The organism is uncultured Victivallis sp. (assembly GCF_944391105.1).
In the GTDB taxonomy this organism is placed as follows: domain Bacteria; phylum Verrucomicrobiota; class Lentisphaeria; order Victivallales; family Victivallaceae; genus Victivallis.
In genome coordinates this window covers 80,018-95,403 of record NZ_CALXSK010000002.1, presented here as the reverse complement: position 1 = coordinate 95,403, position 15,386 = coordinate 80,018, and the positions used below count along the sequence as shown (strand labels likewise).

The 15,386-nt window shown below is 58.7% G+C and carries 9 protein-coding genes; 7 read left to right on the top strand and 2 right to left on the bottom strand.

Features of this window, described 5'->3' with window-relative positions; all coding sequences use genetic code 11:
• Positions 1-44 precede the first annotated feature (44 nt).
• Both Q0K10_RS01480 and Q0K10_RS01475 read right to left on the bottom strand, forming a co-directional pair.
• Positions 45-1,721, bottom strand: a complete 1,677-nt coding sequence (locus Q0K10_RS01480; RefSeq protein WP_294502235.1) for a hypothetical protein — start codon at positions 1,719-1,721, stop codon at positions 45-47.
• Between the two features lie 10 nt (positions 1,722-1,731).
• A complete protein-coding gene (locus Q0K10_RS01475) occupies positions 1,732-3,165 on the bottom strand; it encodes a hypothetical protein (RefSeq protein WP_294502231.1) in 1,434 nt (477 codons plus the stop codon).
• Positions 3,166-3,614: 449 nt separating this feature from the next.
• On the opposite strand from Q0K10_RS01475, the gene Q0K10_RS01470 reads away from it, so the two are divergent.
• The 7 genes from Q0K10_RS01470 (at position 3,615) to Q0K10_RS01440 (ending at position 15,376) form a co-directional block, all read left to right on the top strand.
• On the top strand, positions 3,615-4,391 hold the full coding sequence (locus Q0K10_RS01470) for a tyrosine-protein phosphatase (protein ID WP_294502228.1): 777 nt from the start codon (positions 3,615-3,617) through the stop codon (positions 4,389-4,391).
• A gap of 48 nt (positions 4,392-4,439) precedes the next feature.
• Positions 4,440-6,386 (top strand): right-handed parallel beta-helix repeat-containing protein, encoded by a 1,947-nt coding sequence (locus Q0K10_RS01465; RefSeq protein ID WP_294502226.1) that lies wholly within the window; start codon positions 4,440-4,442, stop codon positions 6,384-6,386.
• 91 nt (positions 6,387-6,477) lie between these two features.
• The gene (locus Q0K10_RS01460; protein WP_294502224.1) at positions 6,478-7,572 is read left to right on the top strand and encodes a LacI family DNA-binding transcriptional regulator; all 1,095 of its coding nucleotides are present in this window, start codon (positions 6,478-6,480) and stop codon (positions 7,570-7,572) included.
• A gap of 2 nt (positions 7,573-7,574) precedes the next feature.
• Positions 7,575-8,285 (top strand): DUF1559 domain-containing protein, encoded by a 711-nt coding sequence (locus tag Q0K10_RS01455; RefSeq protein ID WP_294502222.1) that lies wholly within the window; start codon positions 7,575-7,577, stop codon positions 8,283-8,285.
• 24 nt (positions 8,286-8,309) lie between these two features.
• Positions 8,310-9,827: a beta-galactosidase gene (locus tag Q0K10_RS01450; protein WP_294502220.1), complete on the top strand. Its 1,518-nt coding sequence runs from the start codon at positions 8,310-8,312 to the stop codon at positions 9,825-9,827.
• Between the two features lie 30 nt (positions 9,828-9,857).
• Entirely contained in the window at positions 9,858-14,435 is a 4,578-nt protein-coding gene (locus Q0K10_RS01445) for an alpha-amylase family protein (RefSeq protein ID WP_294502218.1), read from the top strand.
• Between the two features lie 50 nt (positions 14,436-14,485).
• Entirely contained in the window at positions 14,486-15,376 is an 891-nt protein-coding gene (locus tag Q0K10_RS01440) for a hypothetical protein (RefSeq protein WP_294502216.1), read from the top strand.
• Positions 15,377-15,386: the final 10 nt, after the last annotated feature.

Below are 15,386 nucleotides of genomic sequence, written 5' to 3'. Positions count from 1 at the left end.
CTGTTGTCCGCCTCACTCCCTGAGGACGTTGCTGGTTGATATGTTTACGGAACCCGGTACGATCTGCTCATGGCGGGCTGTTCCGGCCTGTCCGGCTGCGCGTCCCACTCGCACTCTCCGACCACGATGAGCTCCGAACTCTTGATCGACTTCGATTCGGTTGAGAACAAATAACCGATCCACGGAATCGACTTCAAGAGCGGAATCCCCGACGAAGAGGTGACCTCCTCCTGCTTCCGCAGCCCGCCGATCACAAAGGAATCCTTCCCGTAGGGCAGGCTGATCTCCTGGCCCGCCACGCTGTTCTCCGAGATGCGCGGTGTCCCGTTCGACTCGAATCCGATCAGGCTCGAATTGGTGAGCGAGACCGTAAACCGCGTCTCAGCCAGATTCACCGAGGCGTTCTCGATGTTCATCGTGAAACCGAATCCCGTGAACGCCTCCACCTCCTGGCGGTTCCCTTTTCCGACCGGGACCTCCTCCTCCGAAGATGCGGTGAAACTCCTGCCGACCAGAGCGGACAGCAGTTCGTACGGACCGACTCCCATATCGGGAGAGCTCTGCGCATTCCCCGCCGGCGTCGAACTCCTGACGTAAAAGATCTGCGTCTTGCGCTCAAGCAGCGCAGGGGTGTTGTTCCGGATGCACAATTCTCCGGTGTGGGCGATCTTCGCGCGACCCTTGCTTACCAGAAAATCGAGATAGCGGGAGTTCCACTTCGGATTGAAGTTGTAGAAGCTCGTCCGCTCGGAGCCGGTCCTGCCCATCGCCCCGCCGTAAACTGCCGACCAGTTGTCGCGGTAACGGCCGCCCGCGCTGAAGAAATCAGCCCCCTGATTGTTCTTCCACGCCTGAAAATCAATGCCGATCCGGTCATCGTTTTCACTGTAAAGCTCATAGACCCGGATCCGGAGTCGCACCTGCGGAATCGGAACGTCGTACTCGCGCAGCATCTTCTCGATGTTCGGCTGCGAATAGTTCGTCACATCGAAGACCAGCCAGTTCAGCGCCGGATCGTAAGCGACCAGATCCTGCCCCTGCCAGAGTTCCGTCACATCAGTAACATTCATGCCGACGTTTTCGATCATCGGCATGAGGTTCCGGGCCGGAACGAATTTCGGAATGTAGAAGAAGGTCTGAGTCCCATAGTTCGCTCCCATCTGCGGCTTGTCGAGAAACTCGATGAGTGAATCGAATCCCATGCCGTTCTCGTGGTCCCGGAAACGGTACTCCTCGGCGCTCACGATCAACAGCCCGGTGCCGTCCACATATTTCAGACACTCCACGGCGGTGTTGCTGCCGAGCTGAAGCGCAGGATCGTAGCCGGGCTGAGCGTTCGCAGGAGTCGTGAGCTCTGCGGAACTGGTCGTTGCGGCATAGGGCAGTGCCGTCGTGTTGCCCGGATAAATCTGCTGAAGCGCCGTGTTGCCGACCCGCTTGGACTGCACCATCTGGCGCAGATAGTCGCGAATCTCATAGGGATCGACGTGGCGGATCAGATAGGTTCTGGTCACAACCCGCGGATCGTTGTTGTCCCGGACGAAGTGGACCGCCTTCGCCTCTTCCCGAACCGGAACCTGGAGATGCACCTCGACCCGCGTGCTGTCGTAACCGGCTGTGTTGCCGAAGTTCGAATCGCGCGGCGGAGCGGGAGTCTCGCCGGAAGCATATGCGCCGCACACGGCAAGGAGCGTCGGAAGAATCCATGTGATTCGTTTCATCTTCCCCTCCTTATTTCAATTTTTGGAGCACGCCGCTCTTTTCGCGCTGCGGGCTCGTGTTCAGGATTCCGGCGGTAACGGTAAGGCAGACATGGGTCTTTTCCTCGCTTGTGGTCGTCGTGCTGAAAAGATATTTCAGAATCGGCACGTCGGAGAGAAACGGCACGCCGATGGTCTGCTCGACCTCTTCCTCCTTTTCCCAGGAGGCGAGCAGTTTCTCCACGCCGAGATCGATCGAGACGTTCCCCTGCAGCTGGGTCGTCTCGACGAGTTCCGCGCCGTAGTTGTTGCGCTCCACGACGTTGGCGGCCTGCACGTCGTATCCGAAGACGAGCGTACCGGGCACTCCGTCGTAAGCCCCCGGAACGTAGTTCGGAATCTCAAAATCAACCTCGGAACCGCTGTGCAGACAGGCGATCGGCGTCACGATCTTCAAATAGACCTGATTGAGCCCCGCCTGAAGAACGGCACTCTGCGTCACGCTGCTCTGATCGTTGTTGCTCTTGACGATGTTCTGAAGCTGCGGATTGAAGAAGATTTCATAACTTTTCTCGTCGGAATTCGCGACGGTGAGGGTCGCGCTGTTCCGCAACGTCGCCTTGCCGCTCTGTTCAAGAACGCGGATGAAGCTCGCATCAAACTGAGGTGCGAAAAAAAATCCGCCGAGAGGACCGGAGGCCGCCTGCAGCGCGGCACTCCCCCCCGAGGAGAGGCTGAACACGTCAAATCCCGCCTGAAAGAGATTCAGCCCCGGCCCGTTTTTCCATGCGAGATACTCCATGCCGAGGTCGCGCAGCGTGCTTTCGCGCACCTCGTAAAGCTGGAACGTCAACGTGATCTGCGGCGCCGGACGGTCGAGAAACGCGAGAAACTGGTAGATGAATTCGGAGTTCGTCGCATTGTCCTTCCAGTAGATCTGGTTCGAATTCCGATCCCAGCCGTAGACGGAACCATAGGGTCCCTCGTTGATGACCGCATTCACAATGACGTTCACCAGATCCTGTCCGGAACGATACCTGGGGCGATAGACTGCACGGGTGATTCCCGTTCCCCGGATGATGTCTCCCGGAACCTTGCCGTCGATCAAAACGTTGCGGTCAGCCATCTTCACAAATTCATCGACGTAAGGCATCATGCCGACGGGACAGGTTACCGTCAGAATCTGCTCGTTCTGTGAACCGTATTCGATGCAACTCACGCTGGAATTCATGTTGTAGCGTTTGATCATGCCGGCAATGAACGGCATCAGATCGTTCGACTGGGCGTATTTCAGCACGTAGATCTTTGAGACCATGTAGTCCTGCGCGTCGTCCTGCACGAACCGCAGAAGCTGGACGCCTGATCCGGCTTCGCTCCCCTCCTCTCCGGGAGCGGCGGCAACACGGCCGACCAACAGCGCCGAAGAGATCAAAACCATCAGCGCCGATCCGGGAGAACACCTCATTTCCCCACCTCCTCGTCCTTGAAATTCCGGCAGAGAACGCGTCGAACCGCGACGGTTTCATTGGCCGGTCGGATTGTTTCTCGGCATTCCGTTGCCACGGGGGCGGGGCAGAAACGCAGGCTCCCGGGCGCGGATCAAAAAGAATCACTCCTCCTTGAAATTCTTTTCCATCCCAGGTTTGTAGCTTCTGATATCAATAGAAAACCATTTTCTCTCTTTGTCAAGTTGTATCTGCAAAAAAATGATAAAATTCCATATTTACACATAAAAACAGGAAAAAGATAGGGAAAAAAAAGATATCACTCTAAAAAACAGATACTTTTATTACCCTGTCTCTATCGATGACCCGGATGAAACGGCAGGAAAACATCCCGGAAAAAACCCTGCTGCCGGTTGACAAATCCGGTTTTCGATGTTAGGTTGTCAGAAGAAAATCCCGGGAAGAGCAGATGATGAATACGGCAGCGGCCGACCTTCCGGCCGGAGGAGTTCCCCTCCAGACAGCGGAACGCTTCACAACTCCGATCGCAGTGGACGGAATGTTCAACCTGCGCGACATCGGCGGAGTGGAAACGGTTCCGGGGCGGCGGGTCAGGCTCGGAAAGGTGTTTCGCTCCGACGACCTGAGCGGACTGACCAGCCGCGGGAAATCCGCACTGGAAGAACGCGGCATCCGGACAATCGTGGACTTCCGGGGAAACGAAGAGGTGTGCCTCGCCCCGAACCGGCTCCCGGGGACGGTCCGACGAACCGTCCGGCTGCCGATTGAACCCGGAAATGTACTGGAACTTGCGAGGCTGACCTGTGAAAACGCACCGGAGATGATGTGCGAACTCTACCGCGCACTTGCACGGGATGCGCAGGAGATGTACTGGGAGTTTTTCCGGTTGCTGTCGAATCCGGAAAATGCGCCGCTGCTGTTCCACTGTTCGGCGGGGAAGGACCGCACCGGATTCGCGGCGGCGCTGTTTCTGCTGTCGCTCGGCGCGTCCCGGGAAACGGTTCTGCGGGATTATCTGCTTTCAGCCCGGCTCATCCGGGAGAAGTACCGCAGTGCGATCGAGGCGGATAAGCGGTTCGCTTCGATCTACACGGTTCGACCGGAGTACCTCGACGCCGCGTTTGAAGTCATCGACGGGGAGTTCGGAGGAGTGAAACAGTATCTCCGAAACAATCTTGGAGTCGATGCGCCGCGCATGCAGGAACTTTACACGGAAGCCGGATAACTGCCGGGAACCGGTTTTGCCGACAATCGAAAATTGCGGTGGAAATCAATGAAAAAAACTCTTCTTTTGTTTGCGGCCGGACTGATTTCGGCCGGATCGTTCGCAGCGACGCTGCACGTGGATGCTGCCGGCGACGGGGAAACCGTGTTCCGAACCATCGGCGAGGCCGCAGCCCGGGCACAGCCAGGGGATCTGATCCTCGTCGCTCCCGGCATCTATCGTGAACACATCGCGCCGGAACGCGGCGGTGAAAAGGGCAGACCGATCGTATATCGCGCCGAACAGCCGGGTACGGTGTTCGTCCGCGGCAGCGAAATCTGGGAACCGGAACTCACTCCGCTTCCGGAGCGGCCGGAACTCTTCACCACTCCGACCCCGGAAGACGCGTTTTTCGGCGATTATCCGAACCCGTTCAAACGCAAGCTGAATGCGGGAAGCTCCGATAAAAACGAACCCGCCCGTCCCGCCGACGGGCCGCTGCTGCCCTACTCGCTCGGACAGATTTTCTGCGACGGCCGGGAACTGCGCCAGTCGCAGACCGTCGAGGAGGTGGACCGGGTGCCGGGAAGCTGGATTCTCTCCCCCGACGGAAAGAATATCCTGCTGCATCTGCCGCTCGATTATGATTCCGCCTGTTCGCAGTTCGAAATTTCCGTACGCGACCGGGTGTTCGCTCCGGCGCGACGCGGGCTCGGCTACATCGAGATCGAGGGTTTCATCTTCGAGCACTGCGCAAATCAGGCGCCCTTTCCGCAGCTCGGGATGGTTTCGACCCGCAGCGGACATGACTGGGTGATCTGCAACAATGTGATCCGCCATGCCAAGACGGTGGGACTCGATGTCGGCAGCGAATACTGGCGCACCGATCTGCTGCCGAAAACCACCCCGGAAGATCAGAAGCTCCTGCGCAAAGGCGGACGTCACCTCGTCACCGGAAACCTCATCGTCGAGAACGGCCTCTGCGGCATCGCCGGATGGAGCTGCCGCGGAGTGAAGATCATCGGTAACACCATCGAAAACAACAACTTCCTATCGCTCACCACGAGCGAGTGCAACTGGGAGGAGTGGGCCGGAATCAAACTGCACGAGGCCGACGAAGCGCTGGTGGAAGGCAATCTGGTCCGGTTCAACGGCGCACACGGAATCTGGTTCGACAACGGATACAACCAGGCGCGCATCACGCGGAATTTCGTGTTCGGAAACATCGGAACGGGAATCTTCATCGAGCTCGGCGCGGGAAGCGTCCTCATCGACAACAACATCGTCGCGAACACGACACCGTTCTTCAGCCCCTATCCCGGCCGGGGAATCTATGCGCATGACGCGTCCGGGCTTAAAATCTGCCATAACCTTATCGTCGACAACAAGGCAGAAGGGGTCTACATGCAGAACGTCACCGACCGGAAGTATCACGGAAAGATCGTCGAGACCTCCGACGAACTTGTGGTCAACAACATCTTTGCGAACAACGGCGGCGGCGTGAGCCTGCCGTTCCCGGGGGAACGTTCCGGCAACTGCGTCTCGGACGGCAATCTCTTCGTCGGCGACGTCAACTTCCGATACAGCGGCGGAACACCATGGGAACAGCTCCTCCCCGCAGTGAAGCCGAAGTTGACGAACGAGGAGATGCGCCATGCGGAACTCATCCGGGGATTCGCTCCGGCTGTGTGGTCGAAAATCTCCGGCCGGGAGACGGAATCGGCGTTTCTGCCGCAGCGCGAATTTTACATCCGGATCAAACCGTTTGAACCGTCGATCTACATCCGGAACCTCTCCGGAAAGCGTTTCGGGTTCAAACCCGTTCCGGGAGTAGAACGGGATTTCACCGGAGCGCCTTACGGAAAAACCGTCCAGCCCGGCCCGTTTCAGGAGCTCGGCAGCCAGACCCTCTACCGGCTGCTTTATCCGGTCACGGGACTGGAACAAAACGCCCCGCGCCTCCGGGAGAATTGTCATCCTGCTCGTCCGCCGCAGGCGAAAATTTCTGAAAAATAAAAAAAAACTTGCTTTTTCCGGCAACATGATTCATAATATATACCATAGGAAGTAGAACGTTCTACCAAGTAGAATCAAGAGACGGAAAATCATGGCGACAATCAAAGATGTTGCGAAACTTGCGGGGGTCTCGTACCAGGCGGTTTCCGCAGTGTTGAACGGAAATCTCTCGAAGGCGGCTCCGCTTACGCGGGAGCGGATCTTTCTCGCGGCGGCGAAACTGAACTACCGTCCGAACCGGTCGGCGCGGAGTCTGGTTTCAGGACGGAGCGGAATGGTCGGAATCGTCATTCAGGATATCCGTTCGCCCTACTTCGCGGACCTGACCTGGGAACTGCAGAGCGCGGCGGACCGGGCCGGATTTCAGACGATTCAAATGCAGTCGGACTGGCCGGATGCGCGGACGTGCGAAAGTATTTTCCAGCTTTATTCGACACCGGTCGACGGAATCATCTTCATCGGCGGAGTTCCGCATAAGATGATGGAGCAGACGAAGATTCCGGCCGATTATCCGTTGATTCAGATCGATGACGCTGAAAACGGATACAACAGTATCGGCTTCGACTACCTGCCCGGCATGGATGAAGCATTCCGTGATCTGCTGGAACACGGGCACCGCAGAATCGCATTCGTCCACGATCCGATTCAGCAGATCAAATATGCCGCGTACCGCGAATGCTGCCGGAAACATTCGGTTCCGTTCCGGGAGTTCCGCTATCTCTCTCCGACGGCGGGCGGCGAGGATGCGGTCATCAGTTGCGGGCACGCGGTCGCCGCGGCGGCGAAGGAGCTCGATGCCATCATCGTGGCGTCTGATTATGATGCGTTGCTCGTTCTGCGCGCATTGGCTGACCGGAACATCCGGATTCCGCAGGATCTGTCGATGATCGCGATCGACGACACGCTTCTGAGCCGGATCGGGACGCCGCCGCTCAGTTCGATCCACCTCGACCGCAGGCTGCTCGCGCAGAAGGCGTTCGAACGTCTCCTCGCAAGAATCGCGAAACGGCCGGATCCGGATGGACATCAGATGATTTCCACCGCGCTGGTTCGAAGAGCGAGCGTCATCCCCCATGTGCCGGGTCCGGAAAATCATCCGGAAGCGCCTCTGAATCAGGCGATCGGGCCCGCCGCCGGCCATGTATCGATTTTTTCAGAATACGCCAATGTCAGGAAAGGAGATTGAAGATGAAAGGAAAAACAAACCCATTTACCTTGATAGAGCTCCTGGTCGTGATTGCGATCATCGCGATTCTTGCGGCCATGCTGCTGCCCGCCTTGAACAGTGCACGCGACAAAGGCAAAGAGATCAAATGCACGAGCAACATGAAGCAACTTGCTCTCGGTTGCATCCAGTACACTTCCGATTACAACGGTTTTTTCCCGAATGACGGCGGAAGTTCGCGCAGCAACCCGCCCTGGGCGAAGTGGCAGACCCAGATTCTGCCCTATACGCATCCCGGCCTCGTGAAAGCGGGGGATCCGGACGCGTTTCTGCCGCTGAACGAGGACGGAACCCGGGTTCAGCACGGGATATTCATCTGCCCGAACTCCATCACCACTTCGCAGACGAAACCGTTTTACATGTGCAACAATTACGGCATCAACCGCTACATCTGCACCATCCTTGCCTCGGATCAGAATTATATCCTCGGCGGAACGATCAAGCGGATCAAGACTCCGAGCCAGCGGTTCATGCTTTCCGACATGAGCCTGCCGCAGGCGACAGGCAGCGACAATCCGAGCATCGCCGCCAAAAACCAGTTCGGATTCCGGCATATGAACAGCCGGGGCAGTGTGGTCGGATTCGTTGGCGGACATGTCAAGGCGATGACGCAGGATGAGATTCCGAATGCCGGATGGTATGTCTACTTCTGGGGGCAGGCTCTCAGGAATTGATTGAACATCAAGGATTTGATAAACATGTCAGAAAACGGAACGCGCCGCGTCGTCACCTCGGACAGCGGCGAAATCGTGCTGAATCCCGGGATGGGCTACATGCTCATTCAACGCGGGCACAACAAGAAACGGTTCGATGAACTCGCACGGAATGAGTGGTTTCTTGCGCCGCAGCTGTGTGACAAGATCATCTTCGACGTCCCCTGGTCGGTGATCGAACCGGAAGAGGGAAAATACGACTGGGAAAATCCCGAGTGGGAAGGCGCGATGCAAAGCTGGATCAACGCCGGTTACAAGGTGGGCATTCAGGTTCGCGGCATGGGCTGCCGCGGCACGCTTCTGAACGACGGAGCGCCGCAATGGCTGTTCGACCGCGGTGCGAAGTACATCGATGAACCCGGAGCCCCGGGAGGAGTACCGATGCGCTATCCGGTCTACTGGGACAGACTTTACCTGGAGAAGAGCCGGGAACTCGCGTTCGCGCTCGGGGAACGCTATAACGGGAATCCCGCGGTGGAGATGGTTTTCCCTGGCTTTCTCGGCCATTACGGGGAGATGCACATTTCGGAGCACACGCCGATCCGCCCCTGGGTGGAAGCGGGTTTTTCCCTTGCGACCTACACAGCCGCGCTCCACTGGCAGACGGAAAGTTTCAAAGCGGCGTTTCCCGATAAACCGCTCTACCAGGAGCTCGGAAACCTGAGCTACAACACGCCCGATCCGGATTGTGAGACAGGCCCGATCTCAATTGTACAGGCCCGGGAGCTGGTTCCCTATCTGGTCTCTCAGGGGATCAATCTCAAATACAACGGGCTCGGCGCGAACTGGGATCGCTGGGGGGAGGATCCGTTTATGGAAGGGTGGTATGTCGACTACTGCCGGGCCTATCATGAATGGGTCAAGATCATCGTCGAAAATATTTCCACGTTCCACGCGCCCTGCGAACTCGAAACCCTGAGACGCTGCCATGCGAGTTACACCAATCGCGGCGGGGAGCGGCAGGGCGTGCCGGAGACGGCGATCGATACGATTCACGATGACTGTTTCCGAGCCATGGAGAATTACGATCCACTGAGCAAACAGCTTTATCTCGATCAGACCCGGAACGCTCCGGAAATCCGGCGCGGCACGTTGCGCGAAGCCGCAAAGATCGTCGGTTACCGGCTGCTTCCGGCGGAACTGCACTACCCGGAGCGGATCGTAAGGAAAAAGGCGGCGCTGCTCACAAGTTTCTGGGAAAACCGGGGAGCCGCCCGACCGAGAGAGGAGTTCGGCATTCTGTTCGCTCTGCTCGACGGAACGGGCAACTGCGTCTGGGAACAGCTCACACCGCCGATCCTGCCGACAACCACCGCGTTGTGGGAGTGCGGATGCCGCGTTGGGGAGAGAACCGAACTTTTTGTCCCGGAAACAGTTCAATGCGGCACATACCGGCTGGCGATCGGTCTGCGAAGACTCTCGGACCATCTGCCGATCCGACTCCCGCTCCCCGGCGGAGATGCGATGGGGCGATACGCGCTCGGGCCGGTGGAAATTTTGTAACTGACATCTTAATGACAAGGAGATTATTGCGTGAAACGTGGAAACTTTCTATGGCTGCTGCTCGTGACGGGAGTGCCGTTGCTCGGCGGGAGTTTGCCCGAACTTGATGAAATTCCGCAGGAGGTGCGGCTCGCCCCCAATCCGACCGTGACGGTTGCGCCGTCCGGAAACTACCTGGTGAACGGGCGGGAACGGTTTCTTCTCGGCGTTCAGGCCGCCTCCAGCAGCAGTGCCGACGACATCGCTCCGACCTCCGGATATACGCCGGAGTGGAAATGGCTTTACGAGGAACCGCTCACCTATGAAAATGCCCAGCGGCTCGGCTTCGACACACTGGCGATTTTCACCGCCGACCGCTGGATCGCCGACTTTGTCCCCGGCTACCGGAACAACGCGTTTGAAAACAGCAACCGAACCGCAGGGGAGAAACTTCGCTCCAACGGACTGCCGACGCTGGTGGATTTCACCTGCTTCCCCTGGACGCACGGGATGCTTGCCGCGGAAAAATATGCGCAGACCATTCCTGCTGAAGCGATCAACGCCGACCGGGACCGAGCCAACAATCACTGGGTTCCCTACAATCTCTTTCATCCGGAAGGACGGAAGCTCTATCAGTCGATGTGGCGCGCGGGCGTCAGGGAGATGACTGCGGGCGGCAATCCGCTCATGCTGTTCGAGCTTTTCAACGAACCGGCCTACGACGATCCGAGCGCCTACAACCGCAAGCTGTTTGCGGAATTTCTCCGTGAACGTTACACGACGCCGGAAGCGATGAACCGGCGCTGGAACAGCTCCTATGCCGACTTTGAGGCGGCGGCGAACTTCCAGTCGAGCAGCGAAAATCCGGGACTCTGCGTGGACTGGTCGAAATTTCTGGAATCCGGATTCAACTCGATCACGAAACTCGGGGTGGAGACGATCCGTGAACTCGTTCCCGATGCACGACTCTGTTTTCAGAGTCTCGGCGGCAGCTATTACCGGATGCTTCCGCGCTCGCACGTGAATTTGTTCGAGATCAACCGGCAGCTCGATGCGATTTCGACCCCGACCGGCGGTGGAATTTCCATTGGCTCCGGCTCCGGATACGATGCGCCGCCGGAACACTCCGGGTCGGCGCCGGCGATCTCCGGAGGGATTACGGAAGGGATACTCCAGCGCTGGTTTCTCCGTGCGATGGCCGACGGGAAACCGATCCACAATCCCGAAGCCTACACGGGTTCGGACGGCCGCTCCACCCGGAACCGGATCTGGCTCGATGTCGCCCGCGGAATCGATGCGGTCTACCTCTTCGAGTGGTCGAAACGGGCGTGGGACTGGAAGCCGCCCGCATCTCCTGAAGGCGGGCGGCTGATCGCCGAAAAATTCCCCTGGATGATCTTGAATCCCTACGCCTATCCGGCGGAGGATTTCGCCTCGATTCAACAGACGAAGCAGGAGATTTTCCGTTTCGGGGAGTTCTTCGTTCCGCGCGACCGGGGTATTCCGCGCGAGGTTGCGCTTCTGATCTCGCTGCCGACCGAGCGGATGGGTGGAGCGACCGGCAATCCGGTCAAAAATGAGATCACGAGTTACACCGGCGCGCTGCAATTCACCTTTTTCCCGGCTGATGCGATTTTCGAAGAACAGCTTCCGGAAAATCGCCAGCGGCGATATCGGGCGATTGTTGCAGCCGGAGTCAGAAACAGTTACGACACAACCGCTCCGGCACTGCGCCGATTCGTGGAAGACGGCGGCGTGCTGATCGCGGGACGCGACCTTCTGCCGGAAGATGAATACGGTCAAATGCGCGACCCGGCCGGTTTGTTCGAGGGACTCACCCTCGTGCCGGATGAAGAGGCGGGAATCACGGAAATCACGTTCCTGAGAAAGCAGCCGGAGCTGTTTCCGGGGCGGCTCATCGGGCGCAACACCCGCCGGATCACCGCCTCGTCCGGCTGGGAAATCCTCGCGGAAAGCGATGGAGTTCCGGTTTTTCTCTCCAGAAGAATCGGAAAAGGAACGGTTTACGTCATCACCCCGGAGTTGCAGGACTACGCGCTCGGAGCCTTGCTCTCGACTGCGTTTTCGCGGCACAAGATCGTTCCGGCGCTTGAACTTACGCGGTATGGGAAAGGGGATCTTGCGGTCAATGTCGAAACGCACAGCGCACGCCGCGGAGATCTCGCACTGCACTATCTTTACAACTGGGACAACTATCCGAAACTGATTCAGCTCAAACTCGACGGGGCGGAAGCCGCGGCGGATCTTACGGGGAACCGGCTGCTTCCGGATTCCGGCGGCCGCGCCCTGCTGCTGTTGGCCCCGCAGGAGCGCCTGATTGCGGGAGTCGGCCCGAAGACCGCGCTTGAGACGAAATTCGGCCCCCTCACTCCGGTGACGGCGCAAACCCTTCAGGACGAGTGCTCCGCGCTGGAGGCCGAACTGCGCGCGGCCAGGGAGGCGAAAGCGGCGAACTCATTCCGCTACAAGGTCGATCCGGCTCTGACCGCGCCGCTCGACATTCGGGAGTTCTGCAACCGCGGGTTCACCGATTCGGTCGGGGGAGACGGCAAAGGTGGCTGGACCGATCAAGGCAGGGAAAATTCACTCGAAGGAGTACCGTGGGGGACGCACGAGTTTCTGGGAGTTCCGTGTGAGTTGATCCGGTTCGATCAGAACGACAACCGCACCTGCATCATGCTGCGTTCGCCTTCGGTCAGGAGCGATCTGCCGCAGGAGATCACCGGGATAGGAATCAATGCGAAGCTCCGTTCTCTGATCTTCTTCCACACGACCGCCTGGTTCAATGCCGGGCGAGAAGTCATGCGTTACCGCATTCACTACGCGTCCGGTCGCACGCTCGACATTCCGGTCGTATGCGGCAAAAACATCGGCGACTGGTGGATGGGCAGCGCGAATTACGCGGTGAACGAGCTGGTCGCCTGGCAGAACCGTTCCGGGCGCGGTTTCTACGCCTGGCGCTGGGTCAATCCGACACCGGATGACGAGATTCGTTCCCTGGACGTCGTCGGCTCCGGAACGGAATCGGTTCCGATCGTTCTGGCTATAACGGCGGAACAGTATGACGGGAAAGAGGTTGCAGAAATGCGTGAGATCTCTTTCTCCACGCCGGAGGTCTATGGATTCGGCGGTCTGGCGGCGAAACTTCAAAACGGCACTCTGACGGTTGAAACCACGGCGAAAACGAACGCCTGGGCGGGATTCATCATCCGGGAGCGGGATCTCAAGCCGCTCGGCGGCGGAGCACTGCCGGACGGCGGAGTTTTGAAATTTGAAATCAACGGCGGCTCCGACTCCTTCGGCACCCCCAGGGGCAATCAGGCGCTGCAGCTTACGCTGCTTTCGGCCGCGTCGGACTACCGGAAAAATGTCATCGGGGCGATGTTTGAGCTGGAGAAGGGAATCGACGGCGGACGGATCGACACGGATCCGGAAAGTTTCCAGACGGTGGAAATCCCGCTGGAGAAGTTTGCGAAAAACGGAAAACTCCCGGAAAACGTCAATGGCATACAGTTCCAGTTCCGTTACGACGTCCACTCCGGCGTGACCGTGCGCAACATCCGCCTGGAGACGCCGGACACCCTCGCGCCGTCGCAGGCTTCCGCGCCGTCTTCCGCCGCTCCATCCGCCGCTCCATCCGCATCGGTGCAGCCGCAGGCGCCGGATGCCAGACCGGTCAAATTCCGTCCAGCCGACCTCTATCCGATCGGCAAAGTTGCGACGGCGGCCGGTGACGGAGAAATCCGCGTGACGGCCGGGGCTGAAACCGCGCCGTGGGCTGGGTTCGTCCTGCACGCGGGGAAACTTCCGATCGCATCGGACGACTGGGAGAACGGAACTCTGGCGTGTGAAATCATTTCCGACCGCGCCGAACTTCCTCAGCTCCAGATCACTCTGCTGAACTCCTCCGGCGGCCGCACACTCGCCTCCTCGACCCAGCTGCCGCTCGAATCGCACGCGACGCAAATCAGGAACGGCGCATGGAAAATCTCCATCCCGCTCAAACTGTTCCGCAATCCGAAGAGCGGGAGTGATTTCACTTCGGTCATGATCCAGTTCCGCGGCAGCCGCGACGGCATCGCCTCCTTCCGGCTGCGGAATCCCGCCATATGCCCGAACCGTCCAACCCGGGAGGCACAGCCGGCCGCCACCGGGAAACCGGTCAAATTCTGTCCAGCCGACCTCTATCCGATCGGCAAAGTTGCGACGGCGGCCGGTGACGGAGAAATCCGCGTGACGGCCGGGGCTGAAACCGCGCCGTGGGCTGGGTTCGTCCTGCACGCGGGGAAACTTCCGATCGCATCGGACGACTGGGAGAACGGAACTCTGGCGTGTGAAATCATTTCCGACCGCGCCGAACTTCCTCAGCTCCAGATCACTCTGCTGAACTCCTCCGGCGGCCGCACACTCGCCTCCTCGACCCAGCTGCCGCTCGAATCGCACGCGACGCAAATCAGGAACGGCGCATGGAAAATCTCCATCCCGCTCAAACTGTTCCGCAATCCGAAGAGCGGGAGTGATTTCACTTCGGTCATGATCCAGTTCCGCGGCAGCCGCGACGGCGTCGCCTCCTTCCGGATAAAAGATCTTGCAGTTCATCCGAGATAATCCCGATTCAGAACCGCTATTTTCAGCGCGCTAACAGGAAAGGAAGAAATATGGCAAAAAAATCAATTTCCACGCTGGCAGCCATTCTGCTCGGAGCGGCATTATCGGCCGCCCCGGTGGGCTGGGAGTCGATCGACGGCGCCAAACTCCGGGACGATGCGGCCGGAACTTTCGATCTGGCCATCGGCGGCGCCGAGAAGGGGAAAAGCAGCGATCTGCTTAAAATGGAAAACGTTGCGATCCGCGTTTTCGGCGAGCCCGGTCACCTCTCGCCGGGGCTTCTGCCCGGCAATCACCAGCGGGACGGCGTCTGGAACATGCCCAAAGCCGGCATTCAGGATGGCGTCCCAGTAGCGGAAATCACAGAAAATTATCAGCCGCTCCTGACCGTTGCATCGGATAACGGCGGAATTTCTCTTCCCGTTGCAACGTCGCGCGGAGCGTGGATCGCCTGTAAACTGTATGGAGGAATCACCTTCACGCTGCACCCGAACGGCTCCGGATATCAGAATATCACGGTCGGAAAAAAGGGCGAGTGGTCGGAGGAAGTCCGGGAACTTCCGATCTCCGTTCTCAAGCTCTCCGGCGACGGCCTCTGGCGCGGTTACAAGGGGCAGGAATGGAATCATGCGAACACGCTGCTTCAGAGCTACGGAAGCGCCAAAATCGCCTATATCGCCATTTTGCCGGCGACCAGAATCAAGTTGCCGGCTGGCAGCCGCACGCTCGAATTCACGATGCTCAACAAAGCCGGAGAAAAGGTTCCCTTCTCCAATCCGATTCCGGAAAACGCTTCCGAACTGGCGATCGTCCACCTCGCGCCACACGCTTCACAGCTCGTCTGGAAGCTGCCGGACGGCTGGCGCGGCGGCCGGGTCATCCGTAACTCGCTCAAGGAAAATTCACTCACCATCGCAGACCAGACGCTTTTTCTGAAATAACGAAAGGATT